The sequence below is a fragment of the Embleya sp. NPDC059213 genome, assembly GCF_042754445.1.
In the GTDB taxonomy this organism is placed as follows: Bacteria; Actinomycetota; Actinomycetes; order Streptomycetales; family Streptomycetaceae; genus Embleya.
In genome coordinates, this window is sequence record NZ_JBHZAV010000069.1 from 14322 (window position 1) to 37544 (window position 23223).

Here is a 23223-nt window from a genome sequence, read left to right on the forward strand (position 1 = left end):
TCGGCTCGACGACGGGGTCCGGACGGCCGGACCGGGCAGGAAGTATGGAGGCTCCGCATGCCGGACGCGCACGCATCCACCGGGCCGCTCGCGGCGCTGCGTACCTGGTCGCCGCCGAGCGGGACGGACGTTCGCGCGGTCGTCCTGGTCCTGCCCGGCGGTCGCGCGCGCAGTCGGCAACCGGCGTCGACCCGCAATCTGGCCTACCGCCGGATGGTGCCGATCGCCCGGGGCATCCATCGGGCCACCCGCGCGGAGGGTGCCGCCACCTGGCTGCTGCGCTACCGGGTGCGCGGGTGGAACGAGCCCGATCACGATCCGGTCCAGGACGCGTGGTGGGCGCTCGACGGCATCCGGAGCCGGTATCCGCAGGCCGAGGTCACCCTGGTCGGCCACTCGATGGGCGGCCGTACCGCGTTGCGGGTGGCCGAGCACGAGAGTGTGCGCACGGTCTGCGCCCTCGCGCCGTGGATCGAGGACGACGAGCCGTACGAGCACCTCGCCGGCCGGGAGGTGGTGATCGTGCACGGTACGGCCGACCACACCACCAGCCCGAAGGCCTCGCACCGCTACGCGCTGGCCGCCCGGGAGGTCTCCGAGCGGGTCTGCCGCTTCGAACTCGCGGACGGCCACGCGATGGTGCGTCGGGCTCCGGCCTGGACCGACCTGATCCGCCGCACCGTGGTGGGCGCCGTCACCGGCACCGCGGACCCGGAGATCGCCCGGGCGATGACGATGCCGGCTCCGGACGGGCTGCGCGCGATGGTGGGTTGACCCGCGGCGGGCGGCGGGTGGGCCGCTCGTGCTCGCTCGGCGCGCAGGGTGGGCCGCTGGTGCTCGCTCGGCGCGCAGGGTGGGCCGGTCCGGCTCACTCGGCACCGATCGCGCCGAGCACGGCGGCACGGGCCGCGGTACGCGCGGGCCAGACCGCCGCGACGACGCCCACGGCCACTCCGAGGGCGAGGAATACGCCGACCGAGTCCCAGGGGACGACCAGCACCAGACCGGGCACCTTGCCACGCAGCGGGCCCAGGATGCCCCAGGCGAGGAACGTGCCCACGGTCACCCCGAGGATCGCGCCGAAGAGGGAGATCACCAGCGATTCGAGTCGCACCATGGTGCGGACCCGCGAGCGGTCGAAGCCGATCGCGCGCAACATCCCGATCTCACGCCTGCGTTCGAAGACCGACATGGCCAGCGTGTTGATCACCCCGAGCACCGCGATCAGCACGGCCATGGCCAACAACCCGTACATGATCCGGAGCAACAGGTCGACGCTGCGGCTGATGGACTGCCGGATGTCGGTGCGGTCCTCGACCATGATCAACGGGTTGTCGCCGATCGCCCGCTCGATCGTGCGGGTGGTCCGCGCGTCGTCGCCGGCGGCGGTCCGCACCAGGATCGACCGGATGTCGCGGTGGGTGGAATGTGCCCGCATCAGCGCGGCCGGCACGGTGACCTTGGTCAACTGTTCGAGATCGCCCTGGAATCCGCCGATGGTGACGCGGCCCCGGGTGCCGTCGGGATAGTCGATCGGGACCACCGAGCCGATTCGCCAACCGCGCTGCTTCGCGGTGTCCGCCGTGACCAGGATCTCGCCTCGGCGCAGCGCCGCCGCGGCGTCCGGCGTGCCGCCAAGGGCGAGCAATCGTTCGATCGCCGCGGGATCCACCGCGATCACCGCGGCGTTGCGACCGTCCAGCGTCACCGTGTCCCGGATCAGCGGGGACGTCGCGGTGACCCCCGGCACACGGACGACGGCGTCGAGCACGCTCGGGTCGACGGGCGCGCCGTTGACGGTTTTGATCCGGTAGTCGGCCGCGACCTCGGCGATGGCGCGTTCCTCGACGGCCTGCCGGATCGACGCGCCGAGCATGGTCAGACCGGCGATCAGGGAGAGGCCGATGGTCAGCGCCGACGCGGTGGCGGCGGTGCGGCGGGGGTTGCGCACGGCGTTGCGGCGGGCCAGTCGACCGGCCGTGCCGAACGGCCGGTCCAGGAACGGCGCGCCCGCCCCGATCACCGGCCGGGACAACAGCGGGGTGAGCAGGAGGATGCCGACCAGGACCAGGAAGACCCCGACGGCCACCGGCACGCGGCCGCTGTCGGCGGCGGTGGAGCGGCCGTACGCGGTGAGCGCCGCGCCGACGGCGGTCATCAGTGCGCCGGTGGCGCTGCGCCCACGCAGGCCGCCGGGGCCGGCGGGTTGTTCGACGGTGTTCAGTGCGGCGACCGGCGGGATTCGGGACGCGCGCCTGGCGGGCAGCCAGGCGGCGAGCAGGGTGGCGCCGGAGCCCACGAGCAGCGCCACCACGATCGTGCGGCCCTCGACGATCATCGGGCCGGCGGGCAGCGGCGCGCCGAACCGCTCCAGCAGCGACCGGAGCACCCCCGCGAGCGCGATTCCGGCGCCCAGGCCGAGCAGCGACGCCGCCGCGGCGACCGCCGCCGCCTCGGCGAGCACGATTCGGGTGACCTGTCCGCGTCGGGCGCCGACCGCGCGCAACAGGGCGAGTTCGCGGGTGCGTTGGGCGACGAGCATGGTGAAGGTGTTGGCGATGATGAAGGTGGCGACGAACAGCGCGATGCCGGCGAAGGCGAGCAGTGCGACGGTCATCTGCCGCGTACCGGCCTCGATTTGGTCGATCTGCTCGCGGGCGAGCGCCCGTCCGGAATCCACCCGCAGATTGTCGACGCGGGGCACCACCCGCGCGGCCGCGTCGCGCAGCGCGGTCTCGCTCGTACCGGGGGCCGCGGTCAGGTCGATCTCGCCGTATCGGCCGGGCGCGACCAGCAGTCGCTGAGCGGTCGCGGTGTCGAACAGAACCAGCGAGCCGCCCGCCGACACCCTCGGGTCGTCGGTCCCGAACACGCCGGTCAGCCGGGTCTCCACCATCGGACCGCGCAGCGCGATCCGCACGGTGTCGCCGACCCGGAAGCCGGCCCCGGCCGCGGTCCGCGCGTCCAACGCGATCTCGCGCTCGTTCGTGGGCCCGTGCCCGGCACGCATCGGGAAGCGCGGGTCGACTCCACCGGCGGTCGGCACGAAGTTGGTCCCGATGGTGCTCCACCCGGATCCGAGCAGGTCGCCGTCGCGGTCCACCACGCCGGTGAAGCCCTCCAGCACGCCCCGCGCCCGCGCGACCCCCGGCAGCGCGCGCAGTCGGGCGAGGGTGTCCTCGGTGAGCGTGGGGTCCGGGCGGCCGTGCTCGCGGGGACCGGTGCGGTCGACGTTGTCGTCGATCACCGCGACGGAAACGTCGGCGAAGCTCTTGGAGGCGCTGTTCTTGAAGGCCCGGCTCAACGTGTCCGTCAGGACCAGGGTGCCGACCACGAATGCGACCCCGAGCAGCACGGCGACGGCGGTCATCGCCAATCTGGCCTTGTACGCGACGACATTGCGCAGAGCAAAACGAAACATGGGCAGCCCCCGAGAGACCGAACCGAGCGATGGGATGCCGCCATCCTCGGCCGCCCCCACCCCCCGGCGCGTCCCCCACCGGTACGGCGTCCCCATCCACCCCACGGCCTCCCCATCCCCCGCCGGCCCCCACCGAACGGCCCCCGCCTCCCCCGCAAGACGGACCCCCGCCCCCACCCACCACCCAAGCCCGTCGCCCGGCGCGGGCAGCGGACGGCAGGCGGCGAGCGAACGGACCGACCGCGCGGGGCGGCAACGCGGCGAGGCGGGGCCGCAGGCCGGGGCGGCGGAACGGCAGCGCGGCGCGGCCGGGCGGTGGCCCGGTGGGGCAGGCTTCTGGACAGGGACGACCGGCGGCAGCCAAAGCGCGGGACGATCGACGGGCGGCAAGGCGGCAGCGAAGGCGTCCGGGCAGGAGCCGACCCGGCGGCAGCCGACGCGCGGGACGGTCGGTGAGCGGCGCGGCCGCGCCGAGAGTTGCCGGGCACCGGTCGGCGACGGGAGCCGATCGACAGACGGCGCGGCCGGGGCAAGGGCTTCCGGACGGGGGTTGGCCCGGGCGGAAGCAGCCGACGCGCGGGACGATCGGCGGGCGGCGCGGCCGCGCCGAGAGTTGCCGGACACGGGTCGGCCGGCGGTGACCGAGGCGGGCACGATCGATGGGCGCAGGGCGGCAGGGGCAGGGCGGCAGGGGCAGGGCGGCAGGGGCAGGGCGGCAGCGGAGGCTTCCGGGCAGGGGCCGGCCCGGTGGCAGTCGGGGCGCGGGACGATCGGCTACCGGTGCGGATGCGCCGAGGGTTGCCGGATGTGGGTTGGCCGGCGGCGGCCGAGGGCGGGCCGCACGGCCACACTCGGGTCTGCCGGGCCGGGCCTACTCGTCCGAGGTGGCGTTGGTGAGGCGGGATCTGGTCCAGGTGGCGATGTCGGCGTAGCGGGCTTCGGTGCCGTGGCGGGTGGGTTCGTAGTAGGTGCGGCCGTGGATGGCGTCGGGGGCGTATTGCTGGGCCGCGACGCCGCCGGGGACGTCGTGGGGGTAGACGTAGCCCTGGGCGTGGCCGAGTTTGGCGGCGCCCTTGTAGTGGCCGTCGCGCAGGTGTGGCGGCACCGGACCGGCCAGGCCCTTGCGGACGTCGCCGAGCGCGGCGTCGATGGCCAGATAGGCCGCGTTCGACTTCGGTGCCAGGGCCAGGTGGATGGTCGCCTGGGAGAGCGTGATCCGCGCCTCGGGGAAGCCGATCAGCGCGACCGCCTGCGCGGCGGCCACCGCGATCTGCAACGCGGTCGGATCGGCCATCCCGATGTCCTCGCTCGCCGAGATCATCAGCCGCCGGGCGATGAAGCGCGGGTCCTCCCCCGCGTCGACCATCCGCGCGAGGTAGTGCAGCGCCGCGTCCACGTCCGAGCCCCGGATCGACTTGATCAACGCGCTCGCCACGTCGTAGTGCTGGTCCCCGTCCCGGTCGTAGCGCACCGCCGCCCGGTCCACCGCGCTCTCCAGCGTGGTCAGCGTGATCGTGTCCTCGCCCTTGTCGGCCGCCGAGCCCGCGCCCGCCTCCAGTGCGGTCAGGATCCGTCGCGCGTCACCGCCCGCGATGCGCAGCAGGTGCTCCTCGGCGTCCGGGTCGAGGGTGAGCGTGCCCTTGAGTCCGCGTTCGTCGGCGAGTGCGCGGTGGACCACCTCGCGCAGGTCGTCGTCGGTCAACGACTCCAGGGTCAGCAGCAACGAGCGGGAGAGCAGCGGGCTGATGATCGAGAAGTACGGATTCTCCGTGGTCGCCGCGATCAGCGTCACCCATCGATTCTCCACCGCGGGCAGCAGCGAGTCCTGCTGGGCCTTGGAGAAGCGGTGGATCTCGTCCAGGAACAGCACCGTGTCGCGGCCCTGCGCCCCCGCCTGCCGACGCGCCTCCTCGATCACCGCGCGCACTTCCTTGACGCCCGCCGTGATCGCGGACAACTCAACGAAACGTTGCTTCGTGACATGGCTGACCACGTAGGCGAGCGTGGTCTTGCCGGTGCCGGGCGGCCCCCACAGGATCACCGAGGACGGCGCGGTGACCCGACTGTCCGAGGACACCAACCGGCGCAGCGGCGATCCCTCACCCAGCAGATGCCGCTGGCCGACCACCTCGTCCAGGTCGCGCGGGCGCATCCGCACGGCGAGCGGCGCGAGCGAGGGGTCCTTGGCCTGCCGGGCCTCGGCGGCGGCGGTGAAAAGATCGGAATCCACCCTCCGACCCTAACCCCCACCCCCGACGCGCCCGGGCACGAGGCGCCGCCCGACGGCCCACCCCGGCCGGTCCCCGCACCGCTGCCGCACCGGCCCCACCGGACACCGCACCCATGCCCGAACACCGGCCGCCCGGCCACCGAAAGCACCCCTCGCCCGGCCATCGCCCCCGCCCGCAACCGCCCCGCGGCCCACCCCACCGCCGCGCCACAACCTCAGCGAAGCACCCCCGCCGCCCGCGCGGTCTGGAGCCACTCGGGGAATTCGTTCATCAGGCTGTCGAACAGTTCGCCGTCGGGCATCCGCCTCGGGTCCGAACCGGCCTCGAAGAAGCCCGCGTTGTCGACCACGCGGTACTTGGGCGCGGGCAGGTCGTCCAGTCGGTGCAGGAACCGGAACTCGTCCCGGCCGAAGCCGATGAACTGCCAGAAGATCGGCAACTCGGCCGCCTTGCAGATGGCCTTCTCCGCGGCCTTGGCGTTGTTCGGCGCCCCGTCCGTCTGGAAGATCACGAAGGCCGGGTCGGTCGCGCCACACGAGCGGTAGTGCGCGATCACCGCTTCCATCGCGGACACGTAGTCCGTGGTGCCCATGTGCCCGAGCTTCTTGTGCAGCGCGGCGATCCGGCCACCGTAGTTGTCCAGCGAGATCTCCTCGGCCCGATACGCCTTCGTGTCGAAGAAGATCACCGGCACCGTGCCGTCGTCGTCGAAGTGCGCGGCTGCGGCCAACACCCGGTCGGCGAGCGCCTGTACGCTGCCGTTCTTGTAGAACGGCGCCATGCTGCCGGAGCGGTCGAGCACCAGGTAGACCGCGGCGCGCACACCCGCCAGCCGGTTCTTCTCCAGGCTGACCCCGGCCGCCTTGTACAGGCTGACCAACCCGGGTGCGGAGCGTTCGATCTTGTCGAGGGAGACCGCCGAGCCGGTGCCGCTGCGCACGGTGGCAGCGGGTGCGGTGGCGGGCGGCGCGGCAGCCGCCGACGAGTCCGGTTTCGACTTCTTGCGACCGAACAGCGAGAAGGGCATGGCAAGGGCTCCCAGCAGTCGAGCGAGTCGGGTGGCCGCCCCCTCACGGGGGCTTCACCGGCCTACGGTCCCAGATCGGCCACCCCCACGAACAGGGGCAGATCCCTCACGAATCGGCCATGTCGCACCCCACCCGCAGCCCCCGCACCCGGGCCGCGGTCAGCCCGCGCGGCACCACCACCACGTCGCCGACATCCCCGGCCCACATCACCTGCGGGCCGAACGCCTCGGCCAGCGCCGCCACCGCCCGCTCCGCCGCGCCCGCCCCCGGGGCCCGGAAGGTCAGCCCGGACACCGGCTCGTCCGCGCCGATCCGCTTACGCTCCCCCGCGACCGCGATCGCGAACCCGCCCAGGTGGTCGCCGTCGGCCGCCCCCGGCCGCGCCGGCAACGGATCCGGCACCTCCGCGTCATCCGCCCACAGGGTGAACCAACAACGCGCGGACAGTCCTTCGCCACGCAACACCGCCAGCACGTCGCCGACTCCCGGATAGCCGGCGGCCCGCGCCTCCTCCAGCAGATCGGCCGGCACCGGCGTGCCGAACGACTCGACGAACTCCAGGCCACCCTCGCCATCGGTGAACCAGCGCAGTGGATTGACATGCACGGTGTGGCTCATGCGACCTCCCCTTTCGAGCCTTTCGAGTCTGTCGAGAGCGTCGAATCCTTCACGCTCTTCGCACTCATCGCGCTCATCGAGTCCTGCAAACCCTCCGAGGCCCGATCTCGACCCACCCCAGCATCTCGCGCGGCTCCGACATGCGGACCGACCGCAACCCCCGCGCGCCCCTTACGCGTTCCGCCCGCCCCCGCACCGTCGACGACCGGTGCGGCCGCCCCGCGCCGCCGCACCGTGAAGAACCACTCCTGCCACTCGCGCGTGCCCTCGACCGCCTGCACCCGCGCCAGCGCGTACAACCGGGTCGGTGGCGACCCGCGATAGCGCTGATTGGCCATCGTCCCGTCCGGCGCGGCCAGGAATCTCGCGATGGCGCCCTGGGTCCAGCCGCGACCCAGCACGACGGACCGCGTCACGTATTCCGCCGGCAGCCGCCGCTTCGTCAGTTCCACCGCCATGTCGGCCTCCCCGAGGTCGTGCGAACCGGCCCTGCACCGGCTCGACTTCCAAGGTAGGCAGACTCGGACGGCGCTGCTCGCACGCTGTGCAGAAGCGTTTCGGCTACTCCCCCGAGTCGACAAAGGCGCACAACGCCGAAGGGCGGCCGAGCCATCCGGCCCGACCGCCCCGCTCCCCGCACATCCGGCGGGATCACCCACTACGCCTTGTCGGCGCCCTCGCCCGATCCTGCGGCCGGACCCGAGGCCGCGGCCGAGCCCGAACCGGAGCCCGACCCGGCCCCCGACTTGGGCTTCGCGTCGATCCCCGCCTCACGCCGCTGCTGCACCGTGATCGGCGACGGCGCCCCGGTCAACGGGTCGCCACCGGAAGCGGTCTTCGGGAAGGCGATGACATCCCTGATCGACTCGGCCCCGCCCAGCAGCGCCACCAACCGGTCCAACCCCAGCGCGATCCCGCCGTGCGGCGGTGGCCCGTACGCGAACGCGTCCAGCAGGAAGCCGAACTGCGACTGGGCCTCCTCCTCCGACATCCCGATCGCCGCGAACGCGCGCTCCTGCACGTCCCGACGGTGGATACGGATCGAACCGCCGCCGATCTCGGTCCCGTTGAGCACGATGTCGTACGCGTTCGACAACGCCTCGCCCGGGTTCTTGTCGAACCCGTCGACCCACTCCGCCGTCGGCGCGGTGAAGGGGTGGTGGATCGCGTGCCAGCCCTGGTGGTTGCCGGCCGCGTCCTCGATCGGCTCGAACATCGGGAAGTCGACGACCCAGAGGAAGTTCCACTTCGACTCGTCGATCAGCGAACCGCGGCGGGCGATCTCCAGCCGGGCCGCGCCGAGCAGTTCGAGCGAGGCCGTGCGCCGACCCGCCGCGAAGAAGATGCAGTCGCCCTTGGCCGCGCCGGTCGCCTCGACCAGTCCGGCCAGGTGCTCCGCGGACAGGTTCTTGGCCACCGGGCCGCGCAGTTCGCCGGTCTCCGCGTCGACCAGCACGTACGCCAGGCCGCGGGCGCCGCGCGCCTTGGCCCAGTCCTGCCAGCCGTCCAGCTCCTTGCGGGTCTGCGCGGCACCGCCGGGCATCACCACCGCGCCGGTGAACTCGGCCTGGAACACCCGGAACGAGGTGCCCTCGAAGTAGGTCGTCAGGTCCACCAGTTCGCAGTCGAACCGGGTGTCCGGCTTGTCCGAGCCGTAGCGCGCCATCGCCTCCGCGTAGGGCAGTCGGGGCAGCGGCAGCGCGATCTCCACGCCGTGCACCTCGCGCCACACCCGGGCGAGCAGCTTCTCGGTCAGCGCGAGGATGTCCTCGGCGTCACAGAAGGACATCTCGACGTCCAACTGGGTGAACTCGGGCTGCCGGTCGGCCCGGAAGTCCTCGTCCCGGAAGCAGCGCGCGATCTGGTAGTAGCGCTCCATGCCGGCCACCATGAGCAGCTGCTTGAACAGCTGCGGCGACTGCGGCAGGGCGTACCAGGAGCCGGGCTGGAGCCGCACCGGCACCAGGAAGTCGCGGGCGCCCTCGGGGGTGGACCGGGTCAGGTACGGCGTCTCGATGTCGAGGAAGTCGTGGTCCTCCATCACCTCGCGGATCACCCGGGTCACCTTGGACCGCAGGCGCAGGTTGCGCGCCATCGGCGCGCGGCGCAGGTCGAGGTAGCGGTGCTTGAGCCGCACCTCCTCGTTGACCGTACCCGGCGTGTACTCCTCGATCGGGAACGGCAGCGGGGCCGCCTCCGAGAGGATCTCGAAGTCGTCCACGACGACCTCGACCGCACCGGTGGGGATCTCGGTGTTCTCGTTGCCGTCCGGGCGCACCCGCACGTCGCCGGTGATCTTCACGCAGAACTCGGAGCGCAGGTTGTGCACGGTCTCCAGGTCGCGGAAGACCACCTGTACGGTGCCCGACGCGTCCCGCAGGTCCACGAACGCCACGCCGCCGTGGTCGCGCCGCCGGGCCACCCAGCCGGCGAGCGTCACGGTGTGGCCGGCGTGCTCGGCGCGGAGCGTACCGGCGTCATGGGTGCGGATCACTGAAGCTTCTCCTTCAAGACGGTGACGACCTGGTCGAGCGGGACCGGGGTCTGGTCCCCGTTCGACAGGTCCTTGATCTGGGCGACGCCCTCGGTGAGGTCGCGATCGCCGACGACGATGGCGTAGCGGGCGCCGGATTGCGACGCGGCCTTCATGGCGCCCTTGAGCTTCTTCCCGCCGAACGCCATGTCGGCGGGGATGTCCTCGATCCGGAGCTGGGTGATCATGCCGAAGACCGCCCGCCGGGCCGCGTCGCCGATCGCGACGCCGTAGACGTCGCAGTCCGCCGGGGTCTCCACGGCCTGGCCCTCGGCTTCCATCGCGAGCATCGTGCGGCCGATGCCCAGCGCCCAGCCCACCGACGGCAGGTCGGGGCCGCCGAGATCCTCGGAGAGCCCGTCGTAGCGCCCGCCGCCGCCGATCGCCGACTGCGCGCCGAGGCCGTCGTGCACGAACTCGAACGTGGTGCGGTTGTAGTAGTCCAGGCCCCGGACCAGCCTGGGAGTGTCCTCGTAGGAGATCTCCAGCTCGTCGAGCATGCCGCGCACGAACGTGTGGTGTGCGGCGCACGCCTCGCACAGGTGGTCGGTGATCAGCGGCGCGTCCGCGATCAGCGCCTGCACCTCGGGACGCTTGTCGTCGAGCACGCGCAGCGGGTTGATCTCGATCCGGGCGTGCGTCTCCGCGTCCAGGTCGAGCGCGCGCAGGAATTCCTGGAGCTTGGCCCGGTAGACCGGTCGGCACTCGCGACAGCCCAGCGAGTTGAGCAGCAGCCGGAAGTCGCGCAGACCGAGCTTCATGAAGCCCTCGGCGGCGAGCGCGATCATCTCGACGTCGACCAGCGGGTCGTCGCTGCCGATCGCCTCGGCACCGACCTGGGTGAACTGGCGGGTGCGACCGGCCTGCGGGCGCTCGTAGCGGTAGTACGAGCCGAAGTACCACAGCTTGACCGGCAGTCGGCCGGCGTACAGGTTGTGCTGGAGCACCGAGCGCATCACGGCCGCGGTGCCCTCGGGGCGCAGCGTGAGCGAACGGCCGCCGCGGTCCTCGAAGGTGTACATCTCCTTGGTCACGATGTCGGTGGACTCGCCGACGCCGCGCAGGAAGAGGCCGGTCTCCTCGAAGGTGGGGGTCTCGATGTACTGGAAACCCGCGTCGCGCAGCTCCAGGCCGAACTGGATCCGGATCCGGTTGAACGTCTCCGAGTACGGCGGGAGCATGTCGAAGGTGCCCTTGGGGGCGTTGAAGGTACTCACGGTATGAAAATCCGTCACATTCCTCGGTGCGGTCCCGCGGGCGGCGTCAGCTCTTGCAGATAAGGGTTGCTCGCGCGCTCGCGGCCGATCGTCGTCTGGGGGCCGTGGCCGGACAGGACGACGGTCTCGTCCGGCAGGGGCAGACACACCCGGGACAACGAGCGCAACATCTGCGCGTGATCGCCGCCGGGCAGGTCGGTGCGTCCGATGGAGCCGGCGAACAGCAGGTCACCCGAATACAGGATGGGCGGGATGTCCGCGCTTCCCTGGGTGCCGAAGGCCACCGACCCCTGTGTATGGCCGGGCGCATGATGGACCGTCAGTTCGAGGCCGGCGAGGTCGAGCACGGCGCCGTCGGTGAGCAGCCGCACGTCCTCGGGTTCGGTGAAGGTCATCCCGCCGAAGAGTTGTTGCCCCACGCCCAGCGACAGGCCCTTGGCCGGGTCGGAGAGCATGTCGCGGTCGTCGGGGTGGATCCACGCGGGCACCTTGTGCTCGGCGCAGACCGGCACCACGGAGAACATGTGGTCGATGTGTCCGTGGGTCAGCACGACGGCCACCGGGCGCAGCCGGTGTTCGCGGATGATGTCCTGTACGCCGTCGAACGCGTCCTGCCCGGGGTCGACGATGACGCATTCCTCACCGGCGGCAGGGGCGACCACATAACAGTTGGTCTGGAAGGACCCTGCGGGGAACCCGGCGACGATCACGTTCGTCCTCTCGGTCTCGGGGTCTTCCGGCGGCGGGGCAAGCACGGAAGTATGCGGCGGACGTGGGAATCAGGTACGAGACTACCGGCGCGCGGGGGCGGATCGCGAACCGGTTCAGGGGGTGCGTGCCTAGACTGTGCGCGAGCTGCGGCCGGTTCCGGGCCTGTGGGATCACCGCAGGTCGGGACCGGTGCACGGATCCCGTCACGGCACCGGGAGCCCTCCCCGGCCCTCGTCCGGCCGTCGGGCGTCCAGGTCGAGTCCATCCACATCGAGTCCGTTCGAATCCAGGAGAGCACGCGGTGGTCACCAAACAGCAGCGCCAGCGGCAGCTCGCGCGCGAGAAGTTCGAGCGCCAGCAGGAGCGACGCGGGTCCGCGCAGGCACGTCGGCGCCGGCGCAACCAGGTCATCGCCGCGGTGGCGGCGGTGGTCGTGGTGGCCGGTGCCGGTGCGTGGCTCGCGGTGGCCGCGAGTGACGACGACGACAAGAAGACGACGAACGCGGGCGCGTCGCAGCAGCCGACCGCGCCGCCCTCGGCGCCGCAGTCGCCGGCCCCGGACGCCAAGCCCAAGACGTGTGCGGCGCCGGCTCCGGGTGATCCGACGAAGGAGCAGTTCGGCGCCGAGCCCGCGATGTCGATCGACACCAAGGCGGCGTACACGATGACCCTCAAGACCACGTGTGGCGAGGTGAAGGTGGCACTGGACGCGGCGAAGGCGCCGCACACGGTGAACTCGTTCGCGTTCCTGGCGGACAAGAAGTTCTTCGACCACACCAAGTGCCACCGGTTGACCACGGGCGGTCTCGCCGTGCTCCAGTGCGGCGACCCGACCGGAACGGGCACCGGCGGTCCCGGCTACAAGTTCGTCGACGAGAATCTGGGTACGGCGGGCGCGGACGGTTCGGCGTCCTACCCGGCCGGCACCGTCGCGATGGCGAACTCGGGACCGGGCACCAACGGAAGCCAGTTCTTCCTGGTGACCGCGGACAGCAAGCTGCCGCCGAACTACACCCCGTTCGGCAAGGTCACCGGCGGGATGGACGTGCTGACGAAGATCGCCGCCGCGGGCACCGCGGACGGTGGCAGCGACGGTGCGCCGCGCGAGAACGTGGTCCTCGACAGCGTGACCGTGGCCAAGTAGCAACCGACCGCACGCATGTTCCACGGCGACTCCCGGGGCACGGCCCGGCCCGTGCCCCGGGGTCCTGTGTAAAGTGCGCCGCATTCAGCATCGAAGGAGGCCGCTGTGAGCAGCGACCCGTGGGGCCGCGTGGACGAGCAGGGAAACGTCTTTGTCAAGACGGCGGACGGTGAGCGCTCCGTCGGTTCGTGGCAGGCGGGTTCCCCGGACGAGGCCCTGGCCTACTTCCGGCGCAAGTACGAGGGGCTCGCCGTCGAGGTGGAGTTGCTCGCGCGGCGGGTACGGACCACCGACCTGGCTCCCAAGGACGCCCATCACGCGATCGAGCGCCTGCGCGCGAGCATCGTCGACGCGAACGCGGTCGGCGATCTCGACTCGCTCGTCAAGCGTTTGGACGCGCTGGTGACCGTGGTGGATTCCAAGCGCGAGGAGCGCAAGGCCACCCGTGCCAAGGCCCAGGAGGAGGCGCAGGGCGCCAAGGAGCGCATCGTCGCCGAGGCCGAGCAACTGGGCCAGAGCACGGACTGGCGCCCGGCCGGCGAGCGGCTGCGTGCGCTGGTGGACGCGTGGAAGGCCGTACCGCGGCTGGACCGCAAGGCCGACGACGAGCTGTGGCACCGGTTCTCGCAGGCCAGGTCCAACTTCGCCAAGCGCCGCAAGGCGCATTTCGCGGAGCTGGACGGCCAGCGGGACAGTGCCAAGCGCGTCAAGGAGAAGCTGGTCGAGGCGGCCGAGGCGTTGTCGACGTCCACCGAGTGGACCGACACCGCGGCGCGCTACCGCGACCTGATGAACGACTGGAAGGCCGCCGGTCGGGCGCAGCGCGACGTCGAGGAAGAGCTGTGGCAGCGCTTCCGGGCCGCCCAGGACGTCTTCTTCGCGGCACGCAGCGAGGTGTTCGCCGAGCGCGACTCCGAGCAGCGGGAGAACCAGGCCGCGAAGGAGCTGCTGCTCGTCGAGGCCGAGACGATCGTCCCGGTGACCGACGTCAAGGCGGCGCGGGCGGCGCTGCGTTCGATCAACGATCGCTGGGAGGCCATCGGCCACGTCCCGCGCGATGCCCGGCCGAAGATGGAGGCCCGCCTGCAGAGCGTCGAGCGGGCGATCCGTGAGGCCGAGGAAGAGCTGTGGAAGCGCACCAACCCGGAGGCTCGGGCCCGGGCGCAGGCCGCGGTGGATCAGATTCAGGCGTCGATCGACAAGCTGACCCAGCAGGCGGAGAAGGCCCGGGCGGCCGGGAACGAGCGCAAGCTGCGGGAGGCCGAGGAGTCGATCGCGGCGCGCGCGGAGTGGCTGGCCGAGGCGAACAAGGCACTGGCCGAGTTCTCCGGCTGAGCGGTAGATACGCGCGCCCTGCGGCGGCGGACACGAGGTACGGGCGGACCCGGATCGGCGACATGCCGGCCCGGGTCCGCCCTTTTTGGTGCGCATCGCGGGCCGGGTGCTTTCGCGTTCGTTCGATCCGCGTGCTATTTGCTCTATTGAGCCGCCGAACTCGTCCTGCATAATCGGCATCTTGTTACGGGGGATCGCCGACGAACCCGGCATCGGGGGGATCGATGCCGGATTCGGGATGAGGGGGAGTCCTTGATCAAGGTCCTGATTGCCGAGGACATGAAGTTACTGCGCAGGGCGCTGGTGTCATTGTTGAGTTTGGAACCGGACATCGTCGTGGTCGCCGAGGTCGACTCGGGGATCGACGTGGTGCCGCGGGCCCGGGCGGTGCGTCCGGACGTGGCGGTGCTGGACATCGGCCTGCCGGGTATCGACGGGATCGAGGCGGCCATGGCGCTGCGAGCCGCGCTCCCGGAATGTCGAACGCTGATCCTGACCGGAATGAACGCGCCGGGTCATCTGCACCGCGCGGCGGCGGCGAAGGTGTCCGGATTCCTGCTCAAGAATTCCGACCCGGACCGATTCAGCGGCGCGATCCGGGAAATCGCGGCCGGTGGCCGGGTGATCGACGCATCGGTCGCCCTGGCCGCGATCGACGGCGGCCCGTCGCGGCTGACCGTGCGCGAACTCCAGGTGTTGCGCGCGGCGGCCGACGGGCATCGGGTCGCGGACATCGCGGATCAGATGTGGGTGTGTGCGGGCACCGTGCGCAATCACCTGAACTCGGTGGTGGCCAAGCTCAATGCCCGCAACCGGGTGGATGCGATTCGGATCGCCCGGGACGAGGGCTGGTTGTGACCCGTTCGGGCGGGTGACGCGTTCGGGCGGGTGACGCGTCGGAGCTCAGCCCGCGACCGGCTCGCGGGCGGCGTCGCAGGGTTCCCCGGTGGGGTCGGGGGCCGCGGCGGGCTCGGGGGGCGTGGTCGGGTCGGGGGGCGTGGTCGGGTCGGGGACCGCCACCGGGTCGGGGACCGCCGTGGCGTCGCGGACCGCTGCGGGGTCGGGGCGCGTGGCCGGGTCGGAGACCGCGGCGGGGTCGGGGACCAGCGCGATCAGGCGGAACCAACCGCCGCCGTCGATGCCCACCTGTAGCCGTCCGCCGATGCCCTCGACGCGCACCGCGAGACTGGCCAGCCCGGTACCGCCCAGGCGACCGGGACCCGCCCCGCGCGATCCGGCGGCGCCGGCCCGGTCGTTGCACACCCCGAACCGGACGTAGTCGCCGTCGCGTTCCGCGGTGATCACGCACTCGGTCGCGGAGCTGTGTCGCATCATGTTGGCCAGCCCCTCGCGCAACACCGTGGCCAGCACCGTCTCGATGGTCGCGTCCAGCCCGTCGACCTCGATCCGGGTATCGGCCCGCACCCCGATCGAGGCAAGCAACGACTCGGCCGCCGCGACCTCGGCGACCAGGGACATCCCCCGGTATCGATGCACCACCTCGCGCATGTCGGTGGCGGCCTGCCGGGTGATGATCAGGATCTCCGCCAGTTCGGTGCGCGCCTGTTCGACGTCGTCCGGCAACAGCCGCGCGGCCAGCGAACTTTTCACCCCGATGGTGGCGAGGCTGTAGCCGAGCAGGTCGTGCAGGTCCCGGGCGAACCGGTGTTGCTCGCGCACGATCGCCTGCCGGGCCAGTTCCAGTCGGGACTGGTGCATCTCGGCGAGCAGTTCGGTGATCCGCATCAGCGCGTAGAGCACGAGCCCGGTCGAGGTGCTCGCCACCAGCGCGTACGGCACGTCGTCGAAGTCGTCCGCCAGCACGAAGGTGACCACGCCGGTCGCGAACATCAGCACGCCGAACGCCCACCACGCCCGCTTCTGCGGCAGATACAGCAGCAGGGAACCCGCCAGGAATCCCGGTGCGGCGGTCCAGGTCCCCGGGCAGACGAACGCGGGAATCAGCGCCAACACCGCCTGGCAACACAGGAGTCGGGTACCGGGCCGGGGCAACCGGCGCAGCCGGCCCGGCAACGAATGGGCGCACTGGATCACCGCGACCGCGGTGACCGCCGCCAGCGCCAGGGCCATGCGCCACGTGGCGACCGGAAATGTGAGCACCGACAGCACCGAAGCCGCGAGACAACTCAGCAGAACCACCACCGTGATCACGGTGGGAATGCGAAGAGCCCGGGAGTCCACGGAGTTCACCGGAACCTGAGCGGCGTGAGGCAAGAGACGGCCCTCTTCGATCGCGACTGCTGCATGGTGGTGGCGACTGCTGGAAGAAGTTCCGGGACCCGATTCCGGGCCCATCCGCCGATGCTACAACGCGGGAATCCGCCGGCGGCCCCATGCGGCGGGATACAAAAAGATGCGGAAAGAGGATGCCGATCATGTGTTTCGCATGGATCCGCCGTCCGAAACACACCCCCGCCGTGGTGGACCGACACTGGCCGCGGTCCTAAACGGCTGTGAAGCTGAGGCCAAAGCGCGAACACGACCGAACGGAGGTCCACCGGTGGGGGAATCACCCGAGCAAATACTCGGGAGTCGGCGCGAGCAGTGGAATCAAAACGGCTACATTCACATCAGAAAGGCGCTTTCCGCCGCCGACGTCGAACGCGCCCTGGCGGGCGTGGACTTCGCGGTCCGCCAACAGGAGCTGGTGCGCACGGCGCACATCAGCTACCGCAACGACCAGGATCATTCGGTCCGGGTGCGCAACGCCGCCGCGGCGAGCCCGGCGCTGTTGGATCTGGTCGACCATCCGGGCGTGCTGCCGACCCTGGTCGATCTGCTCGGCCCGGACCTGCACGTGCTGGGCAGCGAGGCGTTCGTCCGCGAGGGCGGCGCGGCGCCCCTGGAGGAGTGGCACACCGACGGCGGCGCGTCCCTGATGGGCATCGTGCTGGATCCGGCGAGCCGGGCGCTGCAACTGAAGGTGCAGTACTTCCTCACCGACGTCGGCCGCCCCGACTCGGGCAACTTCACCGTCATTCCCGGCAGTCACCGGCTGCGCCCCGAACGGCTGGACGACGACTGTCATCTGCCCGAGCCGAACAGCTACTGGCGGCGCGGCGAGATGCCGCCGAACGCGGTGCAGATCCTGGCCGAGCCCGGCGACGCGGTGGTCTTCCCGTACAACCTGTGGCACGCGGTGGCCCCGAACACCCGGGGGCTGACCCGCCGTTCGGTGATCATCCGGTACGGGCACCTGTGGTGCCGGCCGCTCGACTTCCACCGCATGCCCGCCGACGTGGTGGCCGCGATGAGCGAGCGCCAGCGGCTGATGTTCGGCGAACTCGGCGACGAGGCGCACCCCACCGACTTCTACAAACTCGTCATGCGATGAGCCGTGCTCCCTTCCCGCCCATCCTCCGGAACCGATAGGAGATCGTCAGTGCTCAGGACTGCTCTCGCAGCGCCGTTCCGGGCGGTTCTCGCCGAACACGACCTGGTGCGCGTCGCCGGCGCGCACGACGCCCTGGGTGCGGTGTTGGCCCAGGAGGCCGGCTTCCAGGCCGTGTGGTCGTCGAGCCTGGAGGTGTCGGCGGCCCGATGCCTGCCCGACGCGAGCCTGCTCGGCATGAGCGAATACCTGGAAGCCGCCGCCAACATGCAAAAGGCGCTGTCCATCCCGGTGATCGCCGATTGCGACACCGGCTACGGCAACAACCTGAACGCCGCGCACATGGTGCACGAGTACGAGGCCGCCGGCATCACCGCGGTGTGCATCGAGGACAAGCTGTTCCCGAAGATCAACAGCTTCGCCGCCGTGGACCACACGCTGCTCGACATCAACACCTTCGCCCGCAAGATCGAGGTGGCCAAAAGCGCCCAGCAGACCCCGGACTTCTTCCTCATCGCCCGGACCGAGGCGCTGATCAGCGGACTGGGCGTCGACGAGGCGCTGAAGCGCTGTTCGGCCTATGCCGACGCGGGCGCGGACGCGGTGCTCGTGCACTCCAAGATCCGCACCAGCGAGCAGATCACCCGGTTCCTGGACGGCTGGGACGGTGCGGTGCCGGTCGTGGTGGTGCCCACCACCTACCCCGACTGGGACGCGCGGGCCGCAGCCGCGGCCGGCGTCTCGGTGGTCATCTACGCCAATCAGGGCCTGCGGGCCACGGTCAGCTCACTGCGCGACACCTACGGGGCGATCTTCCGCGAGGGCAGTTCGGTCGAGGTCGAGGACCGGATCGCGAGCGTGCAGGAGGTGTTCCGGCTGCAACGGCTGGACGCGTGGAAGGCGTTGGACTGGTGATCGGCTCGGACGACTTCTGCGCCGCACTGGCCGACTTCGGGGTGGAGCTGGTCACGGGCGTGCCGTGCTCGTACTTCTCCGCGCCGATCGCCCGGTTCACCCGCGAGGGCCGGTACGTGCCGGCCGCCAACGAGGGCGCGGCGCTGGCCATCGCCGCCGGAGCCGCGGTGGCCGGCACCCGGGTCGCGGTGGTCGCGCAGAACTCCGGTCTGGGCAACCTGATCAATCCGCTGACCTCGCTGCTGATGACCTATGACGTCCCGGCCCTGGTGTTCACCAGCCTGCGCGGCTGGCCCGATCCGGGCGGCGACGAACCGCAACACGCGGTAATGGGTGCCGCCACGCACGAGCTGCTGGACGCGATCGGGGTCGCGCACTGGACCCTGCGACGCGGCACCGACGCGGCGGGCCTGCGCGCCCTGTTGGCCGAGACCGGCAAGGAACTGGCGGCCGGACACTGTGTGTTCGTCCTGGTCGAGAAGGGTGCGGTGGAGGTCCCCGAGGGTCCGGCCGCCGACCCCACCGCCGGTCGGGGGACGCTCACCCGGGCCGAGGCGCTGCGCACGATCACCGCGCGGGCCGAAGGGATCGCGGTGGTCGCCACCACCGGGTACACCTCGCGCGAGTTGTTCGCCGGCGGCGACGCGCCGACCAACTTCTACATGCAGGGCTCGATGGGTCACGCGTCGGCGTTCGCACTGGGTCTGGCGCTGCGTCCGCCGGGCACCGAAGTGGTGCTCCTGGACGGCGACGGCGCGGCGCTGATGCACCTGGGCACGATGTCCACGATCGGCGCGACCGCCCCGCCGGGGTTGATCCACGTGGTGCTCGACAACGGCGCGTACGAATCGACGGGCGCCCAGGCCACCACGTCGGGCAGCACCGACTTCGCGGCGATCGCGCGCGCGACCGGCTACGCGTCGGCGGTGGTGTGCTCCGACGCGGTCCGGCTCGACGCCGCGATGGGCGCGGCGCGGGCCGCTCCGGGGCCACATCTGCTGGTGGTGCCGATCGCTTCGATGACGGGGCCGGCACCCCGCCGGGCGACCGCGTCGATCGGCGCGCGGGACATCCACCACCGGCTCACCACCGCGTTGGGCGCCGGGCCGCCGTGGGCGGATCACGCCGATCGGCGGTGATACCTTGAGGCCCATGGGTCGCCCGCGCATCATCGACCGCTCCGCCATTCTTCGGGTGAGTCTCGAACTGGCCGACGAGCAGGGGCTGCAGGCCGTGACCCTTCAGGCGGTGGCCCGTCGGCTCGGCGTGACGGCGATGTCGCTCTACGGGCACATCGCGAACAAGGCGGCCCTGCTCGACGGCATCGTCGAGGAGTTGCTCTCCGAGTTTCCGCTGCCGGACGCGGAGTTGCCGTGGGACGAGCGGCTGGCCCGGATCGGGCGGGCGGCTCGGGATTCGGCTCGGCGCCACCCCGACGTGTTCCCGCTGCTGCTGACCCGGTCGGCGGCGACCCCGGGCGCGCATCGGGTCCGGCAGGCGGTGTTCGCCGCGTTGTTGGATGCCGGCCTGTCGATCACCGAGGTCAATCGGGCCGAGCGGCTGCTCAGCACGATGGTGGTCGGGTTCGCCACGAGTGAGGTCAGCGGTCGGTTCGGCCAGTCGGCGGCGGACATCGAGGCGGACTACGCCTACCTGGAGGAGACCCTCCGCAAGCTGATCACCTCGACCTCCGCGCCCGGCGTGGTACCCGAGGCCGGGGACACCGCCGGCTGATTTCGAGCCGGCCGGACCGGACGAGCTTTCGTTTTCTGCACGGCGCCTGTTCGGCCCGTTCCGCTTGCTCGGCCCGTTCCGCCTGTTCCGCTCGTTCCGCTCGTTCCGCCTGCTCGCATGCAGATTTCCGCGCGGCTCGAATATCGACCGGATATCTGACGGATATTCCGACCGGCGCGGACACAGCGTTGACACACCTATGCACACAGCTATTCTATACGTCATATAGCTATCCTTTGCATAAGGATATTGGGGGTGCTGGATTGTGCATCAGGAATGTTGGCGCGACGGCCGCCTGACCGCACTCGACGAGGTGCGGTTGTCGATCGACTCCGCCGCCATGCGTTATGCCCAGGTGGTATTCGACGGATGCGCCGCGGTGGCCGATGCCACCGGAACCCGATTGCGCATTCTCGATCTGGGCGCACATCTCTCCCGTTTTCGCCGTTCCTGCGAGGGTCTGGGATTCGCGCTGTCCTGGTCGGCGGACGAATTGGCCGACGCGGTGGTCGAGGTGACCCGCCGACACTCCGGGCGCGGCGCGGTGGGCATCCGGCTGTTCGCCTATGCCGAGGGGGAAGGCTTCCTCGACGAACGACCGCCCGGGGTCTGCGTCTTCCTGCGCCCCCTCGACGGCTACGCGCCGGACCGGCCGCTCACCCTGGCCACCGTGGACGAACCCCGACCGGCGCACACCGATCTGCCGCGCTGGGTCAAGGCCACGGCGCACTACGCCGGCGCCCGGCGCGGGCTGCTGCGGGCCCGCCGGGACGGCCGGGACGACGTGCTCTTTCGCAACGAGGCGGGCCGGATCACCGAGACCTCGCGGGCCAGCCTGCTCGTCCTGGCCGGCGACCGGCTGATCTCGCCGCCCGTCGAGGAGGGCGTACTCCCGGGCATCACACGGGAGTTGCTCGGCATCGTGGCCAAGGGCGCGCTGGGCCTGACCCCCGAGCACCGCCCGCTGGAGCCGGCCGAAGTGACCGGCGCGGACGGCGTGGTGTTGTGCAGTTCCTCGCTGGGCGCCGCCGTGGTCGGCGCGATCGACGAGCACCTGCTGCCACACGAGGCGGCGACCGCACTGGTCACCGCCTTCGACCGGGCCGCCCGAGGACAGAGCCCGCACCTGGACGACGTGGTCACCGCGGTACGCCTGACGAATCCGGCACCACGATGAGCGGCCACCCCGAACTGGACGCCACGGCGGCCCGGTTGCGCCTGGACACGATGCGGATGATCGCGGCGGCGGGTGCCGGTCACCCCGGCAGTTCGCTGTCCGCGATCGAGATCCTGACCGTGCTCCACTACCACACCATGCGCCACCGTCCGGCCGATCCCACCTGGGCCGAGCGGGACCGGTTCGTGCTCTCCAAGGGACACGCGGCGCCCGCGCTCTACGCGGTGCTGATCGACCTGGGCGTACTCCCCCGCGAGCTGGCCGGCTCGCTGCGCGCGCTCGGCTCGCCGCTCCAGGGCCACCCCGACCCGCGCACCCGCGGCATCGAGGTCGGCTCCGGCTCGCTGGGCCAGGCGTTCTCGGTCGCCGTGGGCATGGCCCTGGGGCTGGGCCGACGCGGGCTCGGCGCCCGGGTGTTCGCGCTGCTCGGCGACGGCGAGTGCCAGGAGGGCCAGGTGTGGGAGGCGGCGATGTGCGCGGCCCAACTGGGTCTGGCCGACCTGACCGTGATCGTGGACGCCAACGGCATCCAACACGACGGCCGCACCGCGGACATCATGGGCGCCGCCCCCCTCGCCGCCAAGTGGCGCGCGTTCGGCTGGGAGGTGGTCGAGGCGGACGGCCACGACTGCGCCGAGCTGATCGCCGCACTCGCCCCGAGCGCCGGCCCCCACCCGCGCCCCCGCGCGGTGATCGCGCACACCGTCAAGGGACGCGGGGTCTCGTTCATGGAGGACGACCCGAACTGGCACTCGGTCGCCGACCCGGGCCGATTGGCAGAGGCAGTGGAGGAACTGAGCCATGCGTGACGCGTTCGGCGCCGCCCTGTTGCGGGCCTGCGAAGCCGACGAGCGGCTGTTCGTCCTGGACGGGGACTGCTCCCATTCGACCCGCAGTGGCCGGGTCGCCGACCGACTGCCCGGTTCGTTCCTGAACACCGGCATCGCCGAGCAGAACATGATGGGCATGGCCGCGGGCCTCGCCCTCGCCGGTTTACGCCCGGTGGTCTCCGGGTTCGCCTCGATCCTGGTCGGGCGCGCGGCCGAACAGATCCTGCTCTCGATCGGCTGGCCGGGACTGCCGGTGACCATCGCCGGCCACTACGCGGGCATGTCCGGCTCGCTGGAGGGCGCCCCGCACCACGCGATCACCGACCTGGCCTTCATGCGCTCGGTGCCCGGGATGAACGTCTGGGTGCCCGCCGACGACGCGGACGCCGAGCGGCTGGGCGGCGAGGTGTTGGCCGGCACCGGCGTGTCCGGCGCGCCGCCGCTGCCCGGCCCGAACTATCTCCGGCTGTGCCGCAATCCGGTGCCGCCGGTGGCCGGTGGCCCACGCGGACCGGGCGACCTTCGGGTATGGGATCGCCCGGCGCCCGAGGTGGCGTTCGTGGCCTGCGGGGTCGCCGTACCCGAATGTGTGGCCGCCGCCGAGCTGCTGGGCCGGCACGGGGTTTCCGCACGTGTGCTCGGGGCGTTGCGGATCAAGCCGTTCCCCGACGCCGAGGTCTACGACCTGGTCCGCTCGTGCTCGCTCGTGGTGACCGTCGAGGAGCACACCACGATCGGCGGCCTGGGCGGCGCGGTGGCCGAACTGATCGCGGCGCGCGGCGGCCCCCGGGTGCTGCGCCTGGGCATCGCGGACACGTTCACCGAGACCGGGCCCTATCGGCAACTGCTGGACAGATACGGGATCGAGGCCGAGGCGATCGCCGCGGCGACCCGGGCCGCCCGGCTCGACCCGGACGCGGGCGGGGCGCCGAGCGGGCACACCGAACTGCTGACGGTGACCAACACATGGTGAAGGA

The 23223-nt window shown here is 71.6% G+C and carries 20 protein-coding genes; 11 read left to right on the forward strand and 9 right to left on the reverse strand.

What is annotated here, in order from left to right; genetic code table 11:
- Positions 1–57: 57 nt before the first annotated feature.
- Positions 58–774, forward strand: coding sequence for an alpha/beta fold hydrolase (locus ACFXMF_RS24675; RefSeq protein WP_360313707.1), 717 nt, complete (start codon positions 58–60; stop codon positions 772–774).
- Between the two features lie 94 nt (positions 775–868).
- Here the strand turns inward: ACFXMF_RS24675 and ACFXMF_RS24680 are convergent, their stop codons facing one another.
- From ACFXMF_RS24680 to ACFXMF_RS24715, 8 genes are all read right to left on the reverse strand, one after another.
- Complete coding sequence (locus ACFXMF_RS24680; RefSeq protein ID WP_379990851.1) at positions 869–3421, reverse strand: ABC transporter permease; 2553 nt, start codon at positions 3419–3421, stop codon at positions 869–871.
- Positions 3422–4292: 871 nt separating this feature from the next.
- Positions 4293–5651: a replication-associated recombination protein A gene (locus ACFXMF_RS24685; protein ID WP_379990850.1), complete on the reverse strand. Its 1359-nt coding sequence runs from the start codon at positions 5649–5651 to the stop codon at positions 4293–4295.
- 215 nt (positions 5652–5866) lie between these two features.
- A complete protein-coding gene (locus ACFXMF_RS24690; RefSeq protein WP_379990849.1) occupies positions 5867–6679 on the reverse strand; it encodes a vWA domain-containing protein in 813 nt (270 codons plus the stop codon).
- A 106-nt stretch (positions 6680–6785) separates the two neighbouring features.
- Entirely contained in the window at positions 6786–7298 is a 513-nt protein-coding gene (locus ACFXMF_RS24695) for a hypothetical protein (protein ID WP_379990848.1), read from the reverse strand.
- Positions 7295–7756: a hypothetical protein gene (locus ACFXMF_RS24700; RefSeq protein WP_379990847.1), complete on the reverse strand. Its 462-nt coding sequence runs from the start codon at positions 7754–7756 to the stop codon at positions 7295–7297. Before ACFXMF_RS24700 ends, ACFXMF_RS24695 begins: the two co-directional genes overlap by 4 nt.
- A 200-nt stretch (positions 7757–7956) precedes the next feature.
- Entirely contained in the window at positions 7957–9792 is a 1836-nt protein-coding gene (gene aspS / locus ACFXMF_RS24705; RefSeq protein ID WP_379990846.1) for an aspartate--tRNA ligase, read from the reverse strand.
- Positions 9789–11048: a histidine--tRNA ligase gene (hisS, locus tag ACFXMF_RS24710; RefSeq protein WP_360313721.1), complete on the reverse strand. Its 1260-nt coding sequence runs from the start codon at positions 11046–11048 to the stop codon at positions 9789–9791. The genes aspS and hisS overlap by 4 nt, the downstream gene beginning before the upstream one ends.
- Positions 11049–11062: 14 nt before the next feature.
- Complete coding sequence (locus ACFXMF_RS24715) at positions 11063–11758, reverse strand: MBL fold metallo-hydrolase (protein WP_360313723.1); 696 nt, start codon at positions 11756–11758, stop codon at positions 11063–11065.
- A gap of 302 nt (positions 11759–12060) precedes the next feature.
- On the opposite strand from ACFXMF_RS24715, the gene ACFXMF_RS24720 reads away from it, so the two are divergent.
- From ACFXMF_RS24720 to ACFXMF_RS24730, 3 genes are all read left to right on the forward strand, one after another.
- Positions 12061–12903, forward strand: coding sequence for a peptidylprolyl isomerase (locus ACFXMF_RS24720; RefSeq protein ID WP_379990845.1), 843 nt, complete (start codon positions 12061–12063; stop codon positions 12901–12903).
- Positions 12904–13008: 105 nt separating this feature from the next.
- Entirely contained in the window at positions 13009–14238 is a 1230-nt protein-coding gene (locus ACFXMF_RS24725; RefSeq protein WP_379990844.1) for a DUF349 domain-containing protein, read from the forward strand.
- 252 nt (positions 14239–14490) lie between these two features.
- Positions 14491–15096 carry a response regulator transcription factor gene (locus ACFXMF_RS24730; RefSeq protein ID WP_360313727.1) on the forward strand — a complete coding sequence of 202 codons (606 nt, stop codon included), beginning with the start codon at positions 14491–14493 and terminating at the stop codon, positions 15094–15096.
- A gap of 45 nt (positions 15097–15141) precedes the next feature.
- Here the strand turns inward: ACFXMF_RS24730 and ACFXMF_RS24735 are convergent, their stop codons facing one another.
- A complete protein-coding gene (locus ACFXMF_RS24735) occupies positions 15142–16401 on the reverse strand; it encodes a sensor histidine kinase (RefSeq protein ID WP_380017829.1) in 1260 nt (419 codons plus the stop codon).
- A gap of 358 nt (positions 16402–16759) precedes the next feature.
- On the opposite strand from ACFXMF_RS24735, the gene ACFXMF_RS24740 reads away from it, so the two are divergent.
- From ACFXMF_RS24740 to ACFXMF_RS24770, 7 genes are all read left to right on the forward strand, one after another.
- The gene (locus tag ACFXMF_RS24740; RefSeq protein ID WP_360313731.1) at positions 16760–17593 is read left to right on the forward strand and encodes a phytanoyl-CoA dioxygenase family protein; all 834 of its coding nucleotides are present in this window, start codon (positions 16760–16762) and stop codon (positions 17591–17593) included.
- Positions 17594–17641: 48 nt separating this feature from the next.
- Positions 17642–18505 carry an isocitrate lyase/phosphoenolpyruvate mutase family protein gene (locus ACFXMF_RS24745; protein ID WP_379989653.1) on the forward strand — a complete coding sequence of 288 codons (864 nt, stop codon included), beginning with the start codon at positions 17642–17644 and terminating at the stop codon, positions 18503–18505.
- Entirely contained in the window at positions 18484–19644 is a 1161-nt protein-coding gene (gene aepY / locus ACFXMF_RS24750) for a phosphonopyruvate decarboxylase (protein WP_379989652.1), read from the forward strand. Before ACFXMF_RS24745 ends, aepY begins: the two co-directional genes overlap by 22 nt.
- Before the next feature lie 13 nt (positions 19645–19657).
- Positions 19658–20239: a TetR/AcrR family transcriptional regulator gene (locus ACFXMF_RS24755; protein ID WP_379989651.1), complete on the forward strand. Its 582-nt coding sequence runs from the start codon at positions 19658–19660 to the stop codon at positions 20237–20239.
- A gap of 265 nt (positions 20240–20504) precedes the next feature.
- The gene (locus ACFXMF_RS24760) at positions 20505–21416 is read left to right on the forward strand and encodes an aminotransferase class IV (RefSeq protein ID WP_379989650.1); all 912 of its coding nucleotides are present in this window, start codon (positions 20505–20507) and stop codon (positions 21414–21416) included.
- Positions 21413–22225: a transketolase gene (locus ACFXMF_RS24765; RefSeq protein WP_360313741.1), complete on the forward strand. Its 813-nt coding sequence runs from the start codon at positions 21413–21415 to the stop codon at positions 22223–22225. Before ACFXMF_RS24760 ends, ACFXMF_RS24765 begins: the two co-directional genes overlap by 4 nt.
- The gene (locus ACFXMF_RS24770; RefSeq protein ID WP_360313743.1) at positions 22218–23219 is read left to right on the forward strand and encodes a transketolase C-terminal domain-containing protein; all 1002 of its coding nucleotides are present in this window, start codon (positions 22218–22220) and stop codon (positions 23217–23219) included. Before ACFXMF_RS24765 ends, ACFXMF_RS24770 begins: the two co-directional genes overlap by 8 nt.
- Positions 23220–23223: the final 4 nt, after the last annotated feature.

Excerpts from the sequence above, each read along its gene's own strand:
- ACFXMF_RS24765 (WP_360313741.1), top strand. The coding sequence starts at position 21,413 with ATGAGCGGCCACCCCGAACTGGACGCCACGGCGGCCCGGTTGCGCCTG.
- ACFXMF_RS24755 (WP_379989651.1), top strand. The coding sequence starts at position 19,658 with ATGGGTCGCCCGCGCATCATCGACCGCTCCGCCATTCTTCGGGTGAGT.
- ACFXMF_RS24680 (WP_379990851.1), bottom strand. The coding sequence starts at position 3,421 with ATGTTTCGTTTTGCTCTGCGCAATGTCGTCGCGTACAAGGCCAGATTG.
- ACFXMF_RS24695 (WP_379990848.1), bottom strand. The coding sequence starts at position 7,298 with ATGAGCCACACCGTGCATGTCAATCCACTGCGCTGGTTCACCGATGGC.
- ACFXMF_RS24675 (WP_360313707.1), top strand. The coding sequence starts at position 58 with ATGCCGGACGCGCACGCATCCACCGGGCCGCTCGCGGCGCTGCGTACC.
- ACFXMF_RS24700 (WP_379990847.1), bottom strand. The coding sequence starts at position 7,756 with ATGGCGGTGGAACTGACGAAGCGGCGGCTGCCGGCGGAATACGTGACG.
- ACFXMF_RS24770 (WP_360313743.1), top strand. The coding sequence starts at position 22,218 with ATGCGTGACGCGTTCGGCGCCGCCCTGTTGCGGGCCTGCGAAGCCGAC.
- ACFXMF_RS24690 (WP_379990849.1), bottom strand. The coding sequence starts at position 6,679 with ATGCCCTTCTCGCTGTTCGGTCGCAAGAAGTCGAAACCGGACTCGTCG.